Source organism: Allobosea spartocytisi (assembly GCF_014764685.1).
Classification (GTDB): domain Bacteria; phylum Pseudomonadota; class Alphaproteobacteria; order Rhizobiales; family Beijerinckiaceae; genus Allobosea; species Allobosea spartocytisi.
Genome location: NZ_JACXWY010000019.1, coordinates 1 through 22,415, shown reverse-complemented (window position 1 = coordinate 22,415; position 22,415 = coordinate 1). Strand labels below are relative to the sequence as shown.

General features: G+C 65.3%; 21 protein-coding genes. 11 read left to right on the top strand and 10 right to left on the bottom strand.

The window, feature by feature from the left end:
- The first annotated feature begins 3 nt into the window (after positions 1 to 3).
- Entirely contained in the window at positions 4 to 1,593 is a 1,590-nt protein-coding gene (locus tag IED13_RS22615) for an ABC transporter substrate-binding protein (protein ID WP_038367104.1), read from the top strand.
- A gap of 194 nt (positions 1,594 to 1,787) precedes the next feature.
- On the opposite strand, the gene proX is transcribed toward IED13_RS22615, so the two are convergent.
- The 9 genes from proX to IED13_RS22570 form a co-directional block, all read right to left on the bottom strand.
- The gene (proX, locus tag IED13_RS22610) at positions 1,788 to 2,828 is read right to left on the bottom strand and encodes a glycine betaine/L-proline ABC transporter substrate-binding protein ProX (protein WP_191125538.1); all 1,041 of its coding nucleotides are present in this window, start codon (positions 2,826 to 2,828) and stop codon (positions 1,788 to 1,790) included.
- Positions 2,829 to 2,907: 79 nt separating this feature from the next.
- Entirely contained in the window at positions 2,908 to 3,855 is a 948-nt protein-coding gene (locus tag IED13_RS22605; protein WP_191125537.1) for an ABC transporter permease, read from the bottom strand.
- The gene (locus IED13_RS22600; protein WP_038367095.1) at positions 3,852 to 5,021 is read right to left on the bottom strand and encodes a quaternary amine ABC transporter ATP-binding protein; all 1,170 of its coding nucleotides are present in this window, start codon (positions 5,019 to 5,021) and stop codon (positions 3,852 to 3,854) included. The genes IED13_RS22605 and IED13_RS22600 overlap by 4 nt, the downstream gene beginning before the upstream one ends.
- Positions 5,022 to 5,088: 67 nt before the next feature.
- The gene (locus tag IED13_RS22595) at positions 5,089 to 5,403 is read right to left on the bottom strand and encodes an NIPSNAP family protein (protein ID WP_038367094.1); all 315 of its coding nucleotides are present in this window, start codon (positions 5,401 to 5,403) and stop codon (positions 5,089 to 5,091) included.
- Complete coding sequence (locus tag IED13_RS22590) at positions 5,400 to 6,209, bottom strand: alpha/beta fold hydrolase (protein ID WP_248311256.1); 810 nt, start codon at positions 6,207 to 6,209, stop codon at positions 5,400 to 5,402. Before IED13_RS22590 ends, IED13_RS22595 begins: the two co-directional genes overlap by 4 nt.
- Before the next feature lie 41 nt (positions 6,210 to 6,250).
- Entirely contained in the window at positions 6,251 to 7,336 is a 1,086-nt protein-coding gene (locus IED13_RS22585; RefSeq protein ID WP_191125536.1) for an LLM class flavin-dependent oxidoreductase, read from the bottom strand.
- Between the two features lie 34 nt (positions 7,337 to 7,370).
- The gene (locus IED13_RS22580) at positions 7,371 to 8,882 is read right to left on the bottom strand and encodes an aldehyde dehydrogenase (protein WP_191125535.1); all 1,512 of its coding nucleotides are present in this window, start codon (positions 8,880 to 8,882) and stop codon (positions 7,371 to 7,373) included.
- Positions 8,879 to 9,880: a flavin reductase gene (locus IED13_RS22575; protein WP_191125534.1), complete on the bottom strand. Its 1,002-nt coding sequence runs from the start codon at positions 9,878 to 9,880 to the stop codon at positions 8,879 to 8,881. The genes IED13_RS22580 and IED13_RS22575 overlap by 4 nt, the downstream gene beginning before the upstream one ends.
- 106 nt (positions 9,881 to 9,986) lie before the next feature.
- Positions 9,987 to 11,789: a helix-turn-helix domain-containing protein gene (locus IED13_RS22570; protein WP_318652307.1), complete on the bottom strand. Its 1,803-nt coding sequence runs from the start codon at positions 11,787 to 11,789 to the stop codon at positions 9,987 to 9,989.
- Positions 11,790 to 11,920: 131 nt separating this feature from the next.
- Between IED13_RS22570 and IED13_RS22565 the strand changes: the two genes are divergently transcribed.
- Entirely contained in the window at positions 11,921 to 12,526 is a 606-nt protein-coding gene (locus IED13_RS22565) for an amino acid synthesis family protein (protein ID WP_133565760.1), read from the top strand.
- Positions 12,527 to 12,941: 415 nt separating this feature from the next.
- Here the strand turns inward: IED13_RS22565 and IED13_RS22560 are convergent, their stop codons facing one another.
- On the bottom strand, positions 12,942 to 13,850 hold the full coding sequence (locus IED13_RS22560) for a LysR family transcriptional regulator (protein WP_191125533.1): 909 nt from the start codon (positions 13,848 to 13,850) through the stop codon (positions 12,942 to 12,944).
- A 132-nt stretch (positions 13,851 to 13,982) separates the two neighbouring features.
- Here IED13_RS22560 and IED13_RS22555 point away from each other — a divergent pair, with 132 nt between their 5' ends.
- From IED13_RS22555 to IED13_RS22515, 9 genes are all read left to right on the top strand, one after another.
- Positions 13,983 to 14,642: an RraA family protein gene (locus IED13_RS22555; RefSeq protein ID WP_133565758.1), complete on the top strand. Its 660-nt coding sequence runs from the start codon at positions 13,983 to 13,985 to the stop codon at positions 14,640 to 14,642.
- The gene (locus tag IED13_RS22550) at positions 14,639 to 15,859 is read left to right on the top strand and encodes an aspartate transaminase (protein WP_191125532.1); all 1,221 of its coding nucleotides are present in this window, start codon (positions 14,639 to 14,641) and stop codon (positions 15,857 to 15,859) included. The genes IED13_RS22555 and IED13_RS22550 overlap by 4 nt, the downstream gene beginning before the upstream one ends.
- A 15-nt stretch (positions 15,860 to 15,874) precedes the next feature.
- Entirely contained in the window at positions 15,875 to 16,687 is an 813-nt protein-coding gene (locus tag IED13_RS22545; protein ID WP_191125531.1) for an ABC transporter substrate-binding protein, read from the top strand.
- A gap of 33 nt (positions 16,688 to 16,720) precedes the next feature.
- A complete protein-coding gene (locus IED13_RS22540) occupies positions 16,721 to 17,419 on the top strand; it encodes an amino acid ABC transporter permease (RefSeq protein ID WP_191125530.1) in 699 nt (232 codons plus the stop codon).
- Entirely contained in the window at positions 17,419 to 18,129 is a 711-nt protein-coding gene (locus IED13_RS22535; protein WP_038367065.1) for an amino acid ABC transporter permease, read from the top strand. Before IED13_RS22540 ends, IED13_RS22535 begins: the two co-directional genes overlap by 1 nt.
- 7 nt (positions 18,130 to 18,136) lie before the next feature.
- Positions 18,137 to 18,865 carry an amino acid ABC transporter ATP-binding protein gene (locus IED13_RS22530; protein ID WP_112762616.1) on the top strand — a complete coding sequence of 243 codons (729 nt, stop codon included), beginning with the start codon at positions 18,137 to 18,139 and terminating at the stop codon, positions 18,863 to 18,865.
- A gap of 245 nt (positions 18,866 to 19,110) precedes the next feature.
- Positions 19,111 to 20,163, top strand: coding sequence for a LysR family transcriptional regulator (locus IED13_RS22525; RefSeq protein WP_191125529.1), 1,053 nt, complete (start codon positions 19,111 to 19,113; stop codon positions 20,161 to 20,163).
- Positions 20,164 to 20,465: 302 nt separating this feature from the next.
- Positions 20,466 to 20,885: a hypothetical protein gene (locus IED13_RS22520; protein WP_112762618.1), complete on the top strand. Its 420-nt coding sequence runs from the start codon at positions 20,466 to 20,468 to the stop codon at positions 20,883 to 20,885.
- Positions 20,885 to 22,415: hypothetical protein (locus tag IED13_RS22515; RefSeq protein WP_191125528.1), on the top strand; the 1,531-nt coding region annotated here is incomplete at its 3' end. The genes IED13_RS22520 and IED13_RS22515, both read left to right, overlap by 1 nt.

Below are 22,415 nucleotides of genomic sequence, written 5' to 3'. Positions count from 1 at the left end.
CGTATGGCTGCCACCCTCACCTCGCCGGTAAAGCGCCTCGCGCTCGCCTCGACCCTCCTTCTGTGCCTGGGCGCCGCGCCTGCCTTCGCCGAGAAGCTGACCATGGGGATCGGCGGAGCGGTCAATTCGCTCGACCCTCATTTCTACAGCACGACGCCCAACAACCTGGTCGCGTTCCACATGTTCGACCGGCTGGTGCATCGCAGCCCGGAGGGCAAGCTCACTCCCGGTCTCGCTACGGAATGGCGCGCGATCTCGCCGACCGTGTGGGAGTTCAAGCTGCGCGAAGGCGTGACCTGGCATGACGGCAGGCCCTTCACGGCCGACGACGTCGCCTTCACCCTGAAGCGCGCCATCGACGTTCCCAACAATCTCGGCGGCTTCGCCGGCATCATCCGGCCGATCAAGGACACCGAGGTCGTCGGCCCCACCGTGATCCGCCTGACCACCACGTCGCCAGTGCCGAACCTGCCGAGCGACCTCACCCGCCTCGCCATCGTCTCGCGCCACGCCGGCACCGATGCGACCACGGCCGACTACAACAGCGGCAAGGCGGCGATTGGCACCGGCCCGTTCAAGCTGGTGAGCTATACGCCCGGCGAGCGCGTCGAATTCGCCCGCAACGACAACTGGTGGGGCGAGAAGCCCGCCTGGACGACGCTGACGATCCGGCTGATCCCGAATACCGCCGCACGGACGGCCGCCCTGCTGTCCGGCGATCTCGACCTGATCGACACGCCCTCCGCCAGCGATCTCCCGCGCCTCGAGAAGTCCGAGAACATCCACGTTGCCTCGGTCGCTGGCATGCGCGTCAACTACATCGTCCCGATGATCAAGCCGGCCGAGGATGCGCCGCCGATAACGGACAAGAAGGGCGCCAAGCTCGATCCGTCGCCGCTGACCAGCCAGAAGGTCCGCGAGGCGCTCTCGATCGCGATCAACCGTGCCGGCATCACGGAGCGGATCATGCTGGGCACCGCCAATCCCACGGGCCAATGGCTGCCGCCCGGGATCATGGGATACGATCCCAAGACCCCGGTCCCGGCCTATGATCCGGAAAAGGCCAAGCGCCTTCTGGCCGAGGCCGGATTCCCCAACGGCTTCAAGATCACGCTCTCGACCTCAAACGACCGGGTGCCCTACAGCGTCGAGGTCGCGCAGGCGATCGCGCAGATGTGGAGCCGCATCGGCGTCGACACCGCGATCGACGCCATCCCCTTCAGCGTCTACTCGTCGCGAGGCGCCAAGAGCCAGTTCACCGCCTATCTCGGGAGCTGGAGCAACAATTCCATGGAAGGCACGGGCCTGCTCAGGGATCTCGTCGGCACGCGCAACAAGGAGACCGGCTGGGGCCTCTACAATTGGGCGCAGTATTCCAATTCGAAGCTCGACGCGCTCAATGCCAGCGCCATCGCCGAGATCGACGACACCAAGCGCGAGGCCCTCGTGCTCGACGCGGTGAAGCTGGTCTCCACCGACGTCGCCATCCTCCCGCTCTACCACTTCAAGAACATCTGGGCGACGCGAGGCAAGGTGTTCTACCAGCCGCGCATCGACGAGCTCACATTGGCAGTCGACGTGAAACACAAATAGCACGAGCACGCACAGTTTGATCTCGATCAGCGGCAAGCGCCAATAGCTGACCTTGTCGCCCGCCAGGAAGCAGAGGCTGTTGGGCGAGCGAATGGGGAGTGCCTTGCGCCGAGATGCCTCCAGCAGCCTTCCTGGAGGCATCTCAAGCCGGGCATGCGATTCCGAACTGTTGTCGTTTTCCCTACAAGTTGCGATTAGACGCCGCCTCTGGCCTTCGCCACCCAGTCGTCGAACATGGCCTTGTTTTGGGTGATCCACTCATCGGCCATGCGGTTGATGTTGGCGCTGCTGGCGCCGTTCTTGTTGATGTTGAACTCCCAGGCCGACCAGCTCGCGAGCGGGAACTTGATCTGCTCGATCAGTGTCTTGATCGCCGGGTTGGCCGCGACGAACTGCTTGTTCGCGACAGAGGCCCAGTTCCAGGACGACATCGCCATGCGGCAGGGATCGGCTCCGCCGGCGCAGCCTTTGACGCCCGGTACCAGGGCTGAACCGCGGTTCGGCACGTTCGGCGGCAGCGCATCCTCCGGCGTGGGCAGCCAGACGACGTCCTCGCCCGGGATCAGCGCGTTGTTCACCCAGGACGGGCTCCACGCATAGAAGAAGGCGGGCTCGCCGCGCTTCACGCGCGCCACGGCCTCGACCATCAGGGTCTCGTATTTGCCGCGCACCGAGCGGACGGTGTCCTTGAGGCCGAACTTGTCGAGCTGGAAGTCGACCACGTCGCCGCAACTCCAGCCCGGGTCGCAGTTGATCAGGTCCGCGCGCCCATCCTTGCCGAACAGCGCGGCGATCTTGGGATCCTTCATCTGCACCAGCGTGGTGATGTTGTGTGCGGTCGCGGTCTTCTTGTCGATGAGGTAGCCGTTGATGCCGCCGCCGACGATCATGCCGCTGCCGAGCAGCTCGGCCTGCTTCTCGACGGCCCGGAAGGCGGGTTCGCGTTGGGGCATGTTGACGTCGGTGGCGAGGTCGAGATCGCCCTGCCCTGCAGCCTGGAAGAACAGCGTCGTGTTGAGCGTCGAGAGCTTCACCTCGTAGCCGAGCTCCTTCATCGCCCGGCTGATGATTTGGGCAGTCACGTAATTGGCGCCGAGGCTGTCGCTCTGGGCGTAGCGCACGGTCTTGCCCTTGCCCGGCAAGGCCTGGGCGAACGCCGCTCCCTGCAGGGTGACTGCGGCGAGCGCCGCCGCGGCAACAGTCTTGATAAACGGTCTGGCTGACAGGCTGATCATCGGGTTCTCCTCTTCGGTTATGGCTGGTCTTGTCCCCGGCCCGCCCTTTGTGGGCGGGTTCTTCGTTGGAATCGGTCGGTCACGCCGCCTGTCGGCCGGCCTCCGGCGGCGCAGGCGCGGTGATCTCCTCGCGGCAGCTTCCCCGCAGGAAGCGCATCAGCGCCTGAAACAGGGAGGTGCGCTGGTCACGTTTCGTCTCGGCGAGTTTCTGGGTGATGCGGTCGAGCATCATCGCCAGCAGGACGATGGCGATGCCGCCGATGGCGGCGCGGCCGACATCGAGCCTCCCGAGGCCCTGGAGCACGACGAGGCCGAGCCCTTCGGCGCCGATCATCGCGACGACGACCGACATCACCATCGCGGTCAGAACGGTCTGGTTGAGCCCACCGAGGATGGACGGGATCGCAAGCGGAAGCTGGATCTCCCAGAGCAACTGGCGGCTGTCCGCGCCGAAGGCGAGACCAGCCTCGACGATCTCGTGCTCGACCATGCGGATGCCGAGATTGGTGAAGCGGATCAGCGGGGGAGCCGCAGCAGTGACCACCGCGACCTCGCCCGGGACAGTGCCGACGCCGAACAGCATCACCACCGGCACGAGGTAAACGAAGGTCGGCGTAGTCTGCATGATGTCGAGGATTGGGCGGACGACGTTCCAGACCCGGTCGCTGCGGGCGCAGAGAATACCGATCGGGATGCCGATCACCGCGCAGAAAACGATCGCGGTCGTGATTAGCGAGAGCGTCGTCATCGCCTCGGTCCAAACGCCGAGCATGGCGATGACGACCAGAGAGACGACGCTGAAGGCCGCGACGCCCCGGCCGGCGCTGCGCCAGGCGATCAAGCCGATCAGCAGGAGCATCACCGGGAACGGAATCGCATGCAGCACCCAGTCGTTGAAGCCGAGCAGACTTTCGACCGGCCATTTGATCGCCTGGAACAGCGGCCGCAGGTTCAGGGCCAGCCAGCGGACTCCGTCCTGGATCCACTGGTCGACCGGGAAGATCGCGAGATCGTCAGCCTTGATCATGCGGCTTCTCCCGGGCTCGGCAGGTTGGCGATACGGGCGAGTATCTGCTCGGCGCCGAGCAGACCGACGAGCTTGCCACTGTCGTCGACGACGCCCATGGCGTGATCGGAGCGGTAGCTGCGCGCGACATCGACGAGCCTGGCGCCCTCGGGAACGCAGAGATAAGGGCCACGCCCGGCCGGCAATTCGCCGGTCTGCTTCAGCGTGGCGATCTGGGCTTCGCCGAGTCCGGCGACCACATGCTCCTGCTGGTCGAGCAGGAGGCCGCCCCCGGCGCCTCCGACGACGATACCGTTCGGACCGCGCCAGAGCACGGTCGGCGCCTTCATCACCGAGTGTGCGTCGAACAGCCGTGCCCTGTCGACTTCGCGCGTGAAGGCGGCGACATAGTCGCTGCCCGGCTCGAGCACGATCGATTGCGGCGTGCCCTCGCGCACGAGCTTGCCTTCCGACATGATCGCGATGCGGGTGCCCAGCTTCAGCGCTTCCTGGAAATCATGGGTGATGAACAGGATGGTCTTGTTCAGCGTGCGCTGGAGGCGCAGCAACTCGTCCTGCATCTCGGTGCGGATCAGCGGATCAAGCGCGCTGAAGGCCTCGTCCATGATCAGGATGTCGGCATCGGTCGCGAGGGCCCGCGCGAGCCCCACACGCTGGCGCATGCCGCCCGACAGCTCGTGCGGCAGGTGATAGCCCCAGCGCGCAAGCCCGACGACGGAGAGAATCTCCTCGGCGCGCTTGCGGCGCTGGGCCGGCGCGACGCCGCGCAGCTTCAGCCCGAACTCGACATTCTCGATGACGCGCTTGTTGGGCAGCAGCGCGAAGTGCTGGAACACCATCGACATCCGCGTGCGCCGAACCTCGCGCAGCGCCTTCTCGGAGAGCGGTACGATGTCCTGACCGTCCAGCAGGATGCGCCCGGCGCTGGGCTCGTTCAGCCGGTTGACGCAGCGTGCGAGCGTCGATTTGCCGGAGCCGGACAGACCCATGATCATGTACATCGCGCCGGACGGGACGCTGAGCGAGACGCCATCGAGCCCAACAACCTGGCCGAGCTTCCCGAAGACGCTGTCCTTCGTGCCGCCGCCGCGCAGGATCTGCAGCGCCTCGGTCGGGTCCTTGGCGAAAACCTTGTAGAGGTTTTCGATACGCAGCCTTTCGCTCACCGCTGTTCCCCTTCTCATTGTCCGGTGGGGTCGACCTTCCGCCCGTTCTCCCAGGAGCGCTGCGCGGTCAGCGCAGCGGCGAAAAGTCGGTCGGCAGCAGGATCTTGTTCTCGGCCTGCTCGATGTTCTCGGAAAGCCTGGGCAGGAAGGCCTGCCAGCGCGGCTCGTCGGCAAGCTGCTGGCGCCTGCGCCGCCGGTCCTCCAGATCCTCATAGGCCCAGAGATGCGTGACCTGGCTGAGTGCACCGATCTCGGTGGTGAAGTAGCCGATAAGGCGGCCGAGGATGGGCTGCTGGATCGCGAGCCCTTCCTCGCGAACAAGCTTGAGATAGGTCCCCATCCTGCCCGTTCGGATGCGGTAGATGCGCTCCTCGACGATCACGCGCGGCCCTCCTCGGCGGCTTCGGTGAGAAAGCCCCGCATCAGCGCAGCAACCTGGCCGGGTGCCTCGTTCAGCAGGGAGTGACGCAGCCCCGGCAGGATGTGCAGCCGGGAGTCCGGAATGCGCTCATGCATGTAGCGCGACATGCGTGGGTTCGAGCCCTGATCGTGCTCGCCGGTCATGATCAGTGTCGGCAACCGGATCTGGTCGATCAACCCGCCGAAATCAGTCTCGGCCAGCACGCGGTAGGCCGATGCGTAGCAATCGGGATCGTTTTCAGCGTTGCGGCGGCGGAGTTCGACGATCAGCTCGGGATTGCGCGCCTGAAAATCCTCGGTCAGCCAGCGCGACAGCGAGGCGTCGTAGTGCGAACCGCGATCGCCGGCCTTGAGCGCGGCGAGGCGCGCCAGCACGCGCTCCCGCTCCTCGTCGGTCCGGCCAGAGACCGTCGACAGCAGCACCAGCCGCCGCAGCCGCTCGGGGTGGGTCAGGGCGAGGCGCTGCGCGATCAGGCCGCCGAGCGAAAAACCGGCGAGATCGAAGCGGCCGAAGCCGGTGTGATCGGCAAGCGCGAGCACGTCGCCAGTGAAATCGTCGATCTCATAGCGGCCCTTGACCCGCGCCGAGCGGCCATGGCCGCGCAGGTCGAAGCTCAAGATGCGGAAGCGGTCGGACAGCCGCGTGATCACCCCGTCCCAGGACTCGCAATAGGAGCCGACGCCATGGACCAGCACGAGCGGCAGACCGCCCGAGCCGCTCAGCCGGTAGTTCAGCTCGACGCCGTCGCGAAGGAGCGTGCCGTTCACATCAGGCGCCTGTGTCAGGGCAGCCGCATCCGCCATCGCCGTCAGGCCCCGACCGCAGCGAAGCGCGGACGGGCGGCCTTGCGTTCGCGGGCTGCGAAATGCGGCATCACCTCGTCGATGAAGAGCCTGAGCGTCCGGACCTGCAACTCGAAGGGCAGATTGTAGGAGAGGCCAAGACAGAACTGGTCGACGCCTGCGGCCTCGTAGACCTCGAGCTTGGAGATGACCTCTTCCGGCGTGCCGAAGACCAGGTTATCGCGGATCGCCTTTGGGTCGTAGCTGCCGCGATTGGCGACCGTCTCGAATGGCACGGCCTCGGGGAAGCCGTTCTTCACCGTGCCTATATTCTGCATCAGATTCTCGAAATAGCGCCCGTAATCGACGCTGTACCGGACGATCTCCTGCCAATCCTGCCTGCTGTCATAGACGCAGGTGCGGCGCTGCATCATGAATTTCGGGCGCGGGCGCTCGGGATGATCGGTGCAGGCCTTGCGGAACTTCTCGGCGAGTACGCCGATCTCCGCGACCGGCGCCGAAAGCGGGGTCGAGAGGATACTGGCGCCAAGGCCGACGGCCCAGTCGAAGGTGCCGGGATCGCGCGCCGCGACCCAAATCCGGGGATGCGGGCTCTGCAGCGGCTTGGGTACCGAGGTCGCGAGCGGGAACCGCCAGTAATGCCCGTCATGGGCGTAGTCGCCCGCCCAGAGCTTTTGAACCGCGGGGACGAGTTCCTTCATATAGGCGACGCCCTCCTGCTGGGGCATGCCACCAGCCATGCGGTCGAACTCGTATTGATAAGCGCCGCGCGCGATGCCGATTTCGAGGCGGCCGCCGGTCAGGTGGTCGCAGAGCGCCGCCTCGCCGGCCAGCCGGATCGGCGACCAGTAGGGCGCGACCAGCGTCGCCGTGCCCAGCCTGATCCGGCTGGTATGCTGGGCGAGCCAGCCCAGCGTCTGGAACGGATTCGGCGAGATCGTGCATTCGATGGTGTGATGCTCGGCGGTCCACAACGTCTCGAAGCCGCCCTCGTCGGCCATGCGGGCAAGCGCCAGCATGTTGGACATGGCGTCCTGCATCGATTCATCGGGTGAAAAGCGCTCCATATTGATCGAGAGAGCGAATTTCATGGCTTGCCTCCGTGCAAACGTGCGGGACAGCGCATCAGCGCAGGCGGATGACGAACGGGTCCTGCATGGCACCCGAGTAGTCGATGACGACGTTCTTCAGGCGCGAGAACTCGCGCATGACCTCGAAGCCGCCGCGGCGGCCATAGCCGCTCTTCTTCGTGCCTCCGTTCGCAGACATGAAGGCGGCCGAGCGGTAGGTGTTGATCCAGACGGTGCCAGCCTCGACATTGCGGGCGAAGCGCATGGCCCGGTCGATATCGCGGGTCCAGATACCGGAAGCGAGCCCGTATTCGCTGTCGTTGGCGAGCGAGATCATCTCCTCCTCGCTCGAAAAGGGCACGACACCGACGACGGGGCCGAAGATCTCGCTGCGCATGAAGCTCATGTCGTTGCGTGCTTCGGTCAGCACCGTCGGCTCGTAGTACCAGCCGCGCGCCAGCGCCTCGTTCTGCGGCTTGCGGCCGCCGACGGCGATCCTGGCGCCCTCGCGCACGCCGGAGCCGACGAAATGCTCGACCTTGTCGAGTTGCGCCGCGAGCGCGAGCGGCCCGATATCGGTGTCCTCGGCCATGGGATGGCCGACCTTGACGCGCCTGGTGCGTTCGACCAGCGCCTCGACGAAGCGGTCATAGACCGGCGCCTCGACGAAGCAGCGGGAACCGGCGACGCAGGTCTGGCCGGCCGCAGCGAAGATGCCGGAGACGACGCCGTTGACCGCGCGCTCGATGTCGACATCCGAGAACACGACATGGGGCGACTTGCCGCCGAGTTCCATTTGGCAGGGCACGAGATTGCCCGCTGCGTTGCCGGCGATCTTGCGGCCGGTGTCGGTCGAGCCGGTGAAGACGTATTTCGCGATGCCGGGATGGCGGGTCAGCGCATCACCGGTGGTCATGCCGTCGCCGGTCACGACATTGACGACGCCAGGCGGAATGCCGGCCTCGATCACCAGTTCCGCCAGCGCCAGCGCCGAGGCCGTGGCATGCTCGGAGGGCTTGACCACGATCGTGTTGCCGATGGCGAGGCAGGGCGCCAGCGTGCCCGTCAGCATCATCAGCGGCGAATTCCAGGGGATGATCATCGCGACGACGCCGATCGGCTCGCGCAGGTTGAAGTTCAGCGTGTCGAGCTTGTTGACCGGGATCGTGTCCCCCTGGAGCTTGTCGGCCATCCCCGCGAAGTAGCCGTAGGAGTCCGGGATCGCCCGCATCTGGGCGCGCATCTCCTTGATCAGCTTGCCGTTGTCGCGGCATTCGAGCTGGGCCAATTCCTCGGCATGGGCCAGAACGAGCTCACCGAGCCGGCGTACCAGCTTGCCGCGATCGGTCTGCGTCATGCGCCGCCAGGCCGGGTTGATCAGCGCGGCGCGGGCTGAGCGGACGGCGGCGTCGACATCGCCGGCATCGCCCAGGGCGAACTCGTACCATGGCTCGGCCGTGGTCGGATCATAGCTCGGCGCGTAGACGCCACCTTGCGGCGCGACGAAGGAGCCGTCGATGAAATGCCCGATGCGCGAGCCCTGAAGGGTTTCGACCGTCGTCTTCATGATGCGCTGCCGCGCTCCCAGAGTTGCGGAATGCCGGCCCAGGGCCGGGTGTCCTCGACCATCGCGAAGCGCCCGCCGTCATGGGAATCGATGTAGATGCCAAAGCGGCGGCCGTTGCTCTCGCTGACATAGCGGCGAAGAACGCTGCGGGTTTCCCGCGTCAGGATCTGCTCGTAGGGCAACTCGTCGAAGCCGAAGAAGCGCACGCCCTCGGGCAGGCAAATGTCGCCGGCATCGCCTGCGAGTCGCGCCCGGTAGACAAGATGGCCTGGATCGCCATCGGCGACGTCGAACACCGAATAGAGAAAGGTGTCCTCCGGCAGCAGCGGCAGGCTCTCGCCATTGGCGAGCGGCAGCCTTCCGTCGAGAATGCGGCGTGTCGCTCGCGGCAGGGCCCAGCCGCCATCGCCCTCGCGGCAGAGCAGGAGCCTGCCGTCGGACTCGACGAGGTAGTTGACGATCATGCTGCTCGACGCGAGCCAGCCCGGCGGCAGCGGGTCCTTCACCGCCGCATAGCGGCCGCGGCAGAAGGCCAGCGGCGCGGAGGGGCTGGTGCCGAATGCCTGCACCTGTCCGATCAGCACGATGTGGTCGCCGGCATCGACGCGCTGGTGCAGGCTGCAGTCGAACCAGGTCAGGCAATCGCCGAGTACGGGCGCGCCGGTATGGACGCTGTCATAAGCGACGTTGGCGAATTTATCCGGAGATTTGGAGGCGAAGAGGTTCGAGAGGTCCTTCTGCTCCTCCTGCAGCAGGTTGACCGCGAAGCAATCCGCCGTTTCGAAGGCGGGAAAGCTCGACGCCCCCTTGCCGACGCAAACCAGCAACAAGGGCGGATCCAGCGAGACGGAGGTGAAGGAATTCGCGGTCATGCCGCGCGGACGACCCTCGGTGTCGTGCGTCGTGACGATCGTGACGCCAGTCAGGAAGGTCCCAAAAGCCCGCCGCAAGGCGACGGGGTCGATCGTGGTGGAATGTTGGGGCGCCGTCGCCAGCATGGCGATCCTCTTCGGTGCTCGTCACCAATGAGGATGAGGCTAGGCAGCCGCCCGCAGCCTTTCTTCCTCCGAAACGGAGGACACGCAGGCAAAAGGATTCGCTGCTTCAGGGGTAAGCGGCGGTTCGGCCTTCAATGACGTCGTGCATCTTCAACGCCAGTTCGAGAGTAAAGCGCCTTTCCGGCGTGTCCGGATTGATCTGGAACAGCTCCTCGATCCGCGCGAGCCGATAGCGCAGCGTCGTGACATGCAGCGCCATCGCATCGGCGCAGGGTTGGCTGCGGCAGCCGGCGCGCAGATAGGCCGTCAGCGTTTCCAGATAGGGCGTGCCATGCTCGCGATCATGCGATGCTACCCGGCCGATGCTGCCCTCGACGAAGGCCCGCACCTCGGCCGAATCGGCGGCGCCAATCAGCATCGGCAAAGGGCCGAAATCGAGCGCCGAAAGCACGCCGCTGCGCCGGAAGCTGCGCGCGATCCGCAGCATTCGCCAGGCCCGCTCCCATTCTCCGGAATAGGCGTCGAGCCCGTCACAGACGCCGCCGATGACGGCGATGGGCTCGCCACGCGGGCCATGGCGCAGCGTTTCGACCAGGCGCTGCGCGAAACGGTCGAGCCGCTCTCGCTCCTCGCCCGCCTGCGCAGGGAGCAGGCAGACCAAGCCGGTTCCGATCGTGATGACATGGCAACTCAGGCCATGTTGCCGCGCGAGCCGCTGGACGCTTTGATGGGCCTCCAGCGGCTCGCGCTCGCCGCCTGCGGCACCGGGAAGATCCACGACCAGCATGCGCAGCGCGCGCGACAGCGGCAGGCCGAGATGGCGCGCCCGGCGCGCGATGTCCTCCGGATCGCGCCAGCGCCGTTCGACGATCTCGAAGAACAACTCGGTCAGCGTGCGTGTCTCGAAGCGGAACTGGATCACGCTGCGCATCATCTGGACGCTCAGCGCGAATTTGGCGCTATCCAGCATGAGCCGCCGCAGATCGTCGCCCGGCTCGGCGTCGAACAGGACGAGGGCACCGACGATATCCGCATCGACGCTCAAAGGCTCGATCAAGGCTGGCAAGACCAGCTTTCCGCCGCTGGCTTCGATGGAGATGCTGCCAATTTTTGCCTCGCCGTCGGCCACCGCGGCCTTGACCGTGGCGATGACGGGATCGGCCTGCCCCGTCGCCAACAAGGTGCGCCACGCAGCTTCGTCATAGGAGACGGGGGCTGGCGAACCTGCGGCGACGAGTCCGTTTTCGGCGAAATCCACCACAAGCACCGCGCATCGCAGCAACTCGTCGAGCCGAGCCGCCAGGGCATCCGCCGATCCGCCCGACAGGACTTCCTGCAGCAAGGCTCCCTGGGCATGCAGCGCGCGACGCTGCTCCTCTGCTGCGCGCCGCTCTGCCCATAAACGATGCTCGCGCTCGACTGCGATCGCGCCGAGATGGGCGATCATGCCCATGAAGGCGAGGTCGTCGGAGGGCAGCGGCTTGATGTCGCGCGAGATGAGGCTCAGCACCATCGGGCGACCTTCGGCATCGACGCTGGTCAGCGGCATCACCAGAACCGAACGGTAGTCGCGCTCGAAGGCCTCGCGCCGGTAGCCCGGGAATTCCTCCGAGGCCCGTGCGTCGGGGATGTAGACCGGCTCTCCCGTCCGCAACGCCAAGAGCGCCGGGCTCGTCGCCAGTTCCCAGCGATCCTCGAGCTGGCGTCGCAGCAGCGTCGGGTCATGACGCACGGAGACATGGGCGTAGCCATGCCCTACGTCGATCGACATGATCGAGCCCATGCTCCAGCCGCCATGGTCACAGGCCGCCTTGACCAGGTCGAACAGGATGCCGGGGAGATCGACGCCGGAGTTGATCCGGCTCGCCACCTCCCTGAGCGAATGCATTTGCGAAACAGGCGTAAGCACTTCGCCCCCTTCCTATCTTGCGTAGCCTCGCAGCATTCCAACGGCCAAGCTTCCTCGCAATCATAGGAAGACATCCGGCTGACGAACACTAGCCTCGGCCGTCATCGCCACTGAGCTGTCGGGAGAGGGCCATGGATATCGGGGTGCGCAAGATCGCGACCTTCGTCGAGGAGACGATAATCGAGGGGGGCAAGGCGGCGCCGCGTCCGATCACCATGACGGTTGTCGCGGCAGTGGTGAAGAACCCCTGGGCCGGCCAGGGCTTCGTCGAGAACCTTCGTCCCGAGATCATGCGCATCGCGCGCCCGCTCGGCCTGGAGATGACGCGCCGGCTGATCGCCGTGCTGCCGAGGGAGCGGGTCGAAGCCTATGGCAAGGCCGCGATCGTCGGCGTAAATGGCGAGATCGAGCACGCTTCGGCGCTCATCCATACGCTGCGCTTCGGCAACACCTTCCGCGAGGCGGTCTCGGGAACCGCCTTCCTGAGCTTCACCAACACGCGCACCGCGCCGGGCGCGCTGATTTCGCTGCCGATGATCCACAAGAGCGAGACCGGCAAGCGTTCGCATTTCATCACGGCAACCTTCCAGATCGCCGATGCGCCCGGCCCCGACGAGATCGTCGTCGCGATCGGCGCCTCCGATGGCGGCCGCGCCCATCCGCGCATCGCCGACCGCTTCGAGGATATGAAGGAGATGGAGGCGGAGCTAACAGCACCTGAGCTCGTCAGCATCTGATCGAATCCGATGGTGGCAGACGCCATCGGCCTCATCTGTGCGAATGCGGTCCATGCCGGCGCCGATGCACAGCGCGGTGGGCCATCGAGATAATCCTGGCACACAGGGGCGTGGCGCCTTCGCAATGGCCCCGACCTGAGGCATCGGTGCGCTCGTGGGCGCCTGGTTTGATCGGCATCTATATGAGGCGACTGGCGTCGAGCTATCTTGGCGCTACATAAACTTGCATGTTTCCGATGGGAGGCGGCATCCCTCGCCAGCACATCGCGCTGCGCGCTCCCATCTTGCGCCGTATGTAAACATTGGCACGATGCCCGGAAGCAGACATTCGTTCAGGCACACCCTGGTGTCGGTGTCGGATTTAGACGGATATTTCTCACTCGCAGGCGAGCGACGAAGGCGTCCGCCTCAGCACTCAATCCCGCGGCAGGCTGCGGGCGCTGAAGTCACAGGATTGCTGAGCGATTGCCGCAATGCGCGCGGCGAGCGGCGAGATGTCGCCCTTGCGGTGCACCGCATGGTAACGGAGCGGTGGAATCGGCGGCTCGGTCCGGATGACGCGCAGCCGGCCGTTGGCGATCTCCGGGCCGAAATAGCTGGCCGTCAGGAAGGTGACGCCCAATCCGGCGGCGGCAAGGGCTGCCAGCACGTTCAGGCTGTTGCATTGAACGATGTGGTTGATCGCGAGTCCATTGGCCACCGCCCAGTCGAGCACCAGCTTCTGCAGGCCGGAGCCCTGGGTCTGCGTCAGGATCGGATAACGTGCCATCTCGCCGAGCGGGATCAGGTTCTCCTCCGGGCCGAAGCCCGGCGCCGACACCCATTCGAGCTGAACCGTATCGAGCGGCAATGCCGTGAATTCCGGCGTTTGCGGGGGATCCAGCGCGATGACGAGGTCGAGCTCGGTGGCCGCCAGCTTGCCGAACAGGTCGACGCTGGCCGCGACTTCGGGAACGGGCACGACATTGGGGTAGTCGTGCTTCATCGCGACGATCAGCTTTGGCAACCAGGTCAGGGCGACGAGCTCGGTCGTGCCGAAGCGGAACGGCCCCGAGAAGGTCGCGGCCCCGCCGGCCGCCTCACGGAAGCGCGGTTCCAGCGCGAGCATCTCTGTGGCGATCGGCAGGCTCGCCTCGCCGGCCCGGGTCAGGCGCAAGGCATGGCTCGTGCGGTCGAAGAGGGGTCCGCCGATCACGGCCTCGAGTTCGATGATCCGCTTCGACACTGTCGATTGCGCCAGATTGAGATGCCGCGACGCCTCGGTGAAGCCGCCAAGTTTGGCGGTCCAGTAGAAGGCCTCGATCTGCCTCAGACTCGCCGGCATCGCTTTCCCCCATCGCTCGGCGCCACTTCATGATGAAGAAAAGCGATAGCTTGTGAGAAATATATTCGCTTTCTGTCATTCTCGCCATGTCACATGATTCCCGAAACCAAGCTCTTGGGGACGGAATCTTCCATGTCGTTGATCGGCCACCGTACCAATCCGAACAGCCCTGCGGTGCCGGAGGCGATCCTCGACGGCTTCCGGACCGCCCCCGTCTCGATCATCTCCGACGTGATGAACCGCCTGCATGGGACCAGGGCGCTGCGGCCCTATCATCGCTCCGGCCGACTTCTCGGGACGGCGGTGACGGTGAAGACGAGACCGGGCGACAACCAGACCCTGCACCGCGCCTATGAGCTGCTGCGCCCCGGCGATATCCTCGTCGTCGATGGTGGTGGCGACCTGACTCAGGCGCTCGTCGGCGAGATCATGATGAGCCGGGCGCGGGCGATGGGTGTCGCCGGCTTCGTCATCGACGGGGCGATCCGCGACGTCGATGCGTTCCAGCAGGCAGATTTTCCCTGTTACGCCCGCGGCGTGACCCATCGCGGCCCCTATAAGAGCGGGCCGGGCGAGATCAACGTCCCGGTCTCGATCGACGGCATGGTGGTGATGCCGGGTGACGTCGTGGTCGGCGATGCGGACGGCATCGTCGCCTTCGATCGTACCGACGCGGCCGGGCTCCTCGAACTGGTGCGCCAGCAGGAAGAGCGCGAGGCGAACGCGCTCGCCGCGATCGCGGAAGGGCGCGTCGACAGCTTCTACATGAAGACCGGAAAGGCTGCGTCGTGACGGTATCGGCCATCCCGCTTTCCGCGCGCGTCGGGCGGATCAAGCCCTCGCCCAGCATGGTGGCGCGACTGCGAGCCCAGGAGCTGAAGGCGCAGGGGCGCGACATCATCGACCTCACCACCGGAGAGCCCGATTTCGACACGCCTGCCCATATCCGGGAAGCGACGACCGCCGCCATGGCGGCCGGCGAGACCCGCTATGCGCCGGTCAACGGCACGCTCCGCCTGCGCAAGGCGATCATCGCCAAGTTCGCGCGGGAGAACGGCGTGACCTACGCCGCCGACGAGATCGTGGTCGGCAGCGGCGCCAAGCAGGTGATCTTCAACGCCCTGGCGGCGACCATCGGCGAGGGCGACGAGGTCATCGTGCCCGCGCCCTATTGGGTATCCTATCCCGACATGGTGCTCGCCTGCGACGGCACGCCCGTCATCGTCGCCTGTGGCGAGAATGCCGGCTTCAAGCTCACCGCCGAGACGCTCGAAGCCGCGATCACGCCGCGCACGCGCTGGCTGCTCCTGAACACGCCGTCGAACCCGACCGGCGCCTTCTACTCCGCCGACGAGATGACGGCGCTGACCGAGGTGCTGAAGCGCCATCCTCACGTCGCGCTGATGACGGACGACATCTACGAGCATATCCGCTTCGACGGCGGCGAGCCGGTCTGCCCGGTCGCGATTGCGCCCGAACTGCGCGAGCGCACTTTGCTCGTCAACGGCGTCTCCAAGACCTATGCCATGACCGGCTTCCGCATCGGCTACGGCGCCGGACCGAAGGCGCTGGTCAACGCGATCAACATCATCCAGTCGCAGACGACCTCAGGCGCCGCCTCGATGTGCATGGCGGCGGCTGCCGCTGCGCTCGAAGGCGATCAGAGCTTTGTCGGCGAGGCGCGCTCGGCCTATCGACAGCGGCGCGACCGCGCGGTCGAGTTGCTCGACGCGATCGACGGGATGAGCTGCCGCAAGCCCGACGGCGCCTTCTACGTCTATCCGAGCTGCACCGGGTTGATCGGCCGGCGCCGGCCGGACGGGTGGGTGCTGCAGAGCGACCTCGATGTCGCGCTTTACTTGCTCGAAGACGCCGGCGTCGCCGTCCTCGACGGCTCGGCCTATGGGCTCTCGCCCTATCTGCGCCTGTCGATCGCGACTTCGCTCGGCGCGATCGAGGAGGCTTGCGCCCGCATCAAGATGGCCTGCGACGCATTGCAACGATCATAACAACAGGGGATGACGATGAAGCTCTTCTCGGTTCTCGGCCTTGCGGCCGCCCTCGCCGCCGGCCTCTCCGGAGCCGCCCAGGCCGACCAGCTCGCCGACATCAAGGCGCGCGGCAAGCTGATCTGCGGCACGCTCGGCACCTCCGAGCCGTTCTCCTTCCAGCACCCGCAGACCCGCGAGATCGTCGGCTACGATGTCGACATCTGCAAGAAGGTCGCGGATGCGGTCGGCGTTCCGCTCGAGCTGAAGAGCATCGCCGTCGAGGCGCGCATTCCCGAATTGCTGCAGGGCCGGGTCGACATCCTCGCCGCCAATCTCGGCTATACGCCCGAGCGCGCCCAGCAGATCGACTTCTCCCATTCCTATTTCGTCAGCCAGCAGAAGCTGCTGACCACCAAGGAAACCGGCATCACCTCGCTGGAAGGGCTGGCCGGCAAGAAGATCACGGCGATCAAGGGCTCGTCTTCCGAACAGGGCGTGCGCCGGCTGATCCCGACTGCCGAGACCGTGACCTTCCAGGACACCTCCTCCGCCTTCCTGGCGCTGGCGCAGGACAAGGTCGATGCCTTCTGCGGCTCGGAGCTCATCCTGGTGAAGCTCGCCAAGCAGTCGAAGGTGCCGATGGTCGTGATCGAGAAGTCGCTTTTCGTCGAACCCTGGGGGCTCGGCCTGCGCAAGGGCGAAACGGCCTTCAAGACGCTGGTCAACGAAACCCTCGCCAAGGCCGCAGACTCCGGCGAGATCGACAAGATCTTCTCGAAGTGGTTCGGCCCGGGCACGGCCTTCGACATCAAGCGCGACTACAAGATCGAAGAGATCAGGGGCTGATCTGACGGCAGGGCATCGGAGGGGAGCCGATCGATGGGCTATGTCTTCGATATCGGCAGCGTGCTGACCGGGAAATATCTCGACTGGTTCCTGATCGGCATCGCCACAACGCTGGCGCTGACGGCGGTCGCCTGGTGCCTCGCCATGGCGATGGGGATCGTCCTGACGCTTGTCCGGATGATTCCGTTCCCGCCGCTCGGCTGGTTCGTGGCTCTGTATGTCGAGTACCACCGCAACGTGCCGCTGCTGGTCCAGATCTTCGTCTGGTATTTCGGCGTGCCCTCGCTGCTGCCGCGCCCTGCCCGGCAGTGGATCAACGCCCATCACGGCGAGTTCCTGCTGGCGGCGATCGCGCTCGGCCTCGCTGCGGCGGCCTATGTCGCCGAGGATATCCGCAGCGGTATTCGCTCGATCCCGAAGGCCCAGTACGAGTCGGCCCGCTCGATGGGCTTCGGCTATCTCGGCGCCATGGGCTATGTCGTGCTGCCGCAGGCGCTGCGCATCGCCGTGCCGCCGCTGATCAACCAGACCCTGCTGCTGTTCAAGAACACCAGCCTCGCCATGGCGATCGGCGTCGGCGAGCTGACCTACCGGACGCGCGAGGTCGAGAGCTACACCTTCAAGACCTTCGAGGCCTTCGCGGTCGCGACCGCGATCTATCTCGCCATCTCCTTCGGTATCATGGCGCTGGGCAGCTGGTCCGGCCAGCGCCTCAGGCTCGAGACGCGCTGATGCTCGAGATCCTGCAGAACAACTGGCTGCTCTTCCTGGTCGGGCAGTATCCGCATGGGCCGATCGGCGGCCTCGTCATGACGCTGTTCATGGCCGCGCTTTCCCTGGCGCTGTGCTTTCCCTTCGCGATCGGCTTGGCGCTGGCGCGCCTCAGCCCCTATCGCTGGCTGCGCCTGCCGGCGACCGCGATCGTGCACACGGTGCGCGGCCTGCCGCTGATCATGTTCATCTTCTGGACCTATTTCTTCTCGCCGCTGATCATCGGTCGGGCGGTCGGCGGGGTCGAGACGCTGGTGATCGCGCTCGTCGTCTACGAAGCCGCCTATCTCTCCGAGATCATCCGCGCCGGCATCGAGGGGCTGCCCAAGGGCCAGACCGAGGCGGCGACCTCGCTCGGCCTGCGCTACTGGCCGACGACGATCAAGGTCGTGCTGCCGCAGGCGCTTCACAACATGCTGCCGAGCATGGTCAGCCAGTTCGTCTCGACCATCAAGGAGACCTCGCTGGGCTATGTCATCAGCGCCCACGAGCTCACCTTCGCGGCGGCGCAGGTCAACAACGTCCTGCTGACCCAGCCCTTCGAGGTCTACGGCATCCTGGCGCTGACCTATTTCGCGCTCTGCTTCGCGCTGACCTCGCTGGCGCGCCTGATCGAGCGGCGCATCTCGGCCGGCCGTGGCGGCGCGCCCGGCATCGTCGTCGCGGCGTGAGGAAGCCATGATCCGCTTTGAAAACGTCGACAAATGGTTCGGGACGCTCCAGGTGCTCGCCGGAATCTCCGGCGAGGTCAGCCGCGGCGAGGTCAAGGTGCTGGTCGGCCCGTCCGGCTCCGGCAAGTCGACCCTGATCCGGACCGTCACGCGCTTGGAGAAGATCCAGGGCGGGCGCGTCTTGGTCGATGGTGCCGATGTCGCCGCACGCGGCCTTGACATCAACCGCCTGCGCCAGCGCATCGGCTTCGTCTTCCAGGCCTATAACCTGTTCCCGCATCTCAGCGCGCTCGGCAACATCACGCTCGGCCTGACCAAATTGCACGGCCTGTCGAAGGCGGCGGCACGCGAGCGCGCCATGGAGGAACTTGCCCGAGTCGGGCTGACCGAGAAGGCAAACGAGATGCCCGGCCTGCTCTCGGGCGGGCAAAGGCAGCGCGTCGCCATCGCCCGCTCGCTGGCGATGGACCCGGAAGTCATGCTGTTCGACGAGCCGACCTCCGCGCTCGATCCCGAAATGGTCGGCGAGGTACTGGCCGCAATGAAGCGGCTCGCAGCCGCGGGTATGACCATGATCTGCGTCACCCACGAGATCGGCTTCGCCCGCGAGGTCGCGGACGAGATTTGGTTCATGGAAACCGGCAGGGTGATCGAGCGTGGTAAACCGGCGGAACTCGCGGGTCGCGCAGCGCAGTCACGACTGGGAGCATTCCTCCAGAAAGTCGGCGCGACCTGAGTGTCTGGCGAAGATAGGGACTGCGACGGCAGCCATCGGGAAGCGTAACCCACGGCAACAGAACGATTTCCCGGGAACCGAGCGCCACAACCAGACATTGGGTCACTGCCCGGAAGCGGACACCGACGAGGGAGCGAGCGGTGATTGCGATGACGCACCTCAAACTGCAACCTGCCCCGCCGATGCGTGCCGGGACAAGCCCACCGATTGACAGTCGCCTAACGTAATCGCGCCTTATGGACGGAATGGCGAGAGCTGTTCGCCATCAGGATCGCAATCCCTATGACTTTTTGACGGGAAACCAGGCGGTTGCATGGCTATCGGAGCATCCGGTGATTCCTAAATTGGTGGGTTCGACCACGCTGCGCTACTTCTCCGAGGTGGCCGAGCGTGGCTCCTTTCGCGCTGCGGCGGAATCCCTGCGCATCGCGGCGTCGGCGATCAACCGGCAGGTCAGCAATCTCGAGACCGACCTCGGCGTCAAATTGTTCGAAAGGGCGCGCGGTCGAGCCGGGCTGCAACTGACGGAAGCGGGACGCATCCTGCAGTCCCGCCTGCGTTCGGCGATCAACGAACTGCGCATGGCAAACGATGAAATTATTGCGCTGCAGGGTCTCGGGCGCGGGCACGTGACGGTCGGATTCAACGATGTGATCGTAAACACCATATTGCCCGAGGCAATCAAAGGTTTTCATCAGGCCCATCCGAATATAACCTTCGACGTCAAGGTCGACAGCACGCGGGAGCTCGTTTCGCGGCTGAAGGATGGCGATATATATTTCGCAGTTGCTTATAATTTCTCCCCGGAAGCAGAGCTTTCATACATGGAGAGCATCCCTCTCAAGATGTATATGATCGCCTCGCCTGATCATCCTCTCGCGGCGCGTCCGTCCGTCACGCTTTCAGACCTCGGCGGACACAATCTCATCTTGCCCGATGGCTCGGGGTTTATACGGCAGATATTCAATATCGCGTTCGGCGGCTCCAAGGCACGGGTCAACCAGATCGTGCAGACGAACTCCTTCGAGCTGATCCATTCGCTTGTGGAATGCGGGGTCGGGGTCAGCGTCGTGACCGGGCGAGAGCAAAAGGAGGATCGGGGGCGACTGAGCCATGTCGAAATCGACGACGCTCTTCTTTCGCGGAATGTGCTCGCCTGCTGCAAATTGCCCGACCGCGACCTGTCGCCGGCCGCTGCGGCGTTCGCTGCAGCCGTATGCGATGCCTTGAGAGCGTTCGAGCAACGCGAATCCCGCTCCGGCAAAGACGGGGAAGGAAAGACCCTGACCGTCGGGTGATTCCGCGGCGCATCAGGAAGAGTCGAGCCGCTGAGGCCTAAATGGCGAGGCATGCGCAGGCGCTCACCCCGCCGTCGATGAGAAGCAATTCATGCGCATAAAGCATGGCAATCAGGCGCAAGGCGCATGCAAAGCGCCTCGCGGCTAACGTTTGCCGCTTTTCATGAGCCGTAACCTATGCTGCGGCGCAATGCGCTAATTTCGTGTCTTCAAAGAGGCAAAATTGGCGCTTTACGCAGACGCACAGTCATGAGTAGCAACAGATGTCCAAATGGTCATCTGCATGGCGGTCGACTTGGCATATGAGCGAAATAACTTCAGAATTTGAATTAATTTGCTCGAAATCCGATATGGCATGGACCGCTTTACAGCGGCAATACGCTGATCGGCTGACAGCCCCGGAGATTGATTTCCTCTTCGCACGGCTTGTCCTTGGCCTGACCGCCCCATTCTACGCCGAGCGGGAGCCGGCTCTCCATTTCACGGCCTGCAATGCCCTCGTCGGGCGGAAGCTGCCGCCCGAGCGCGCTCACGCGGCCTTGCGCACCGTGCCGAAAGCCGGCGAGCCATGGATCGAACGAGCCTTCGATCTGGCGGAAGAGCACGGAACAAAAATTGCTGCGACGCTGAAGGAACAGCGCGACCAAACCGATCAGATCAACGCCAAAGCCGATGCGGCACATCGAGAGCTTTCGAGCGGGGCCAAGGAGCACGTGGGCTGATGACCGACTGCACGAATAGACGCACGCCAGGTGGATTGCGCGGCGGCTTCACCGGCAACTGGGTTTCAGGCGGCGACGGCCGCGCTCTGCGGCGCCGGCTGATGGCGGTGCTGCGCATGGCCCATCGCGTGCTCGGCCTCAGCCGCAAGGGGCTGGGGCTTGGGACATTGGGGATTGGCGGAGGGTTACGTTCGGCCGGTGCGATCAGCGGCCTGGCCGCGCTCGCCGTGCTGACCTTCTCGGCGCAGGCGCAGGCGCAAAATGCACAATGGGGCGGTTCGGCGACAGGCGGCAACGCCGTCGCCATCGGTACCGGTACCCAAGCGAATGGTGCGACCAGCGTGGCGTTGGGTGCCAATAACAGTGCAACGGGCAACGCTTCGATCGCCATCGGCGATTCGATGAGTGCCAATGGCCTCAATGCGATCGCTATCGGTGTCATTTCGGGCGCGAGCGGCACCAACGCTCTTGCTATCGGCGGAAACGCCCAGGCCGTTGGGGAGGGAGCAAGCTCCATCGGCGTCAACTCGGTTGCACGCGCAGGCTCGGCCGCCTTCGGCCTGAACGCGCGTGCCGACGGATTGGAGTCGACGGCGATCGGCTATGTCACCCGGGCAACCGGGCTGCGCGCCACCGCACTCGGGCATGGGGCGACCGCATCCGGACTGGATTCGTTTGCCCAAGGCAATAACGCAATCGCAAGCAGCCAGAACGCCATCGCGATCGGCTTCCAGGCGACAGCGACCGCGATCAACTCGGTCAATCTTGGTAACCGGACTGTTGCGGGGGGAGGCGCCCTTCAAGAGAGCGCCATCGCCATTGGCACGGATGTGAGAGCGTCTGAGGTCGATGCCACCGCAATCGGCCGGCAAAGCCAGGCGACGGGCACGAGCGCCACGGCGATGGGCCGGAACGCCAGCGCCTGGGGCAACCAGTCCATCGCCCTCGGTCTCGGCGCGGTCGCAGGTGTGCAGGCCAACACGGCTCTGCCCAACAGCATCGCGGTCGGCACCAACGCGGTCTCCTCCGGGGCTGCCAGCACCGCTATGGGCACTGCCGCGAACGCGACTGCCGCTGCAAGCACGGCGGTTGGCAACACAGCCATTGCCAGCGGCCAGAACGCCTCCTCCTTCGGGTCCGGCGCGAATGCGTCGGGAGACAATTCTTTCGCTGCCGGCGTCAGCGCCAATGCCAGCGGAATCGCCAGCACCGCGCTCGGCATCGGCGCCGCGTCCAGCGCCACGAATGCGATCGCCGTCGGCGTCTCGGCGAGCGCGTCAGGGTTGAACTCCATCTATCTCGGCTCGCGCACCTTCGGAGCAGGCGCCAGCGCACAGAGCGCCATCGGCATCGGCACCGATGTGTCGGCATCCGCGGCCAACGCCGTTGCAGTCGGTCTCCAGTGTCCGTCGTCAGATGATTTGAGACTGATTTCGGGCCTCAGGAAGGGAGGCTCTGGCTCATCTGGGTTTAAGGCTATGCGGCTTGCAGGTGGTGCTGCAAGCGTCTTGTCTGGATGGTCTGGCGCTT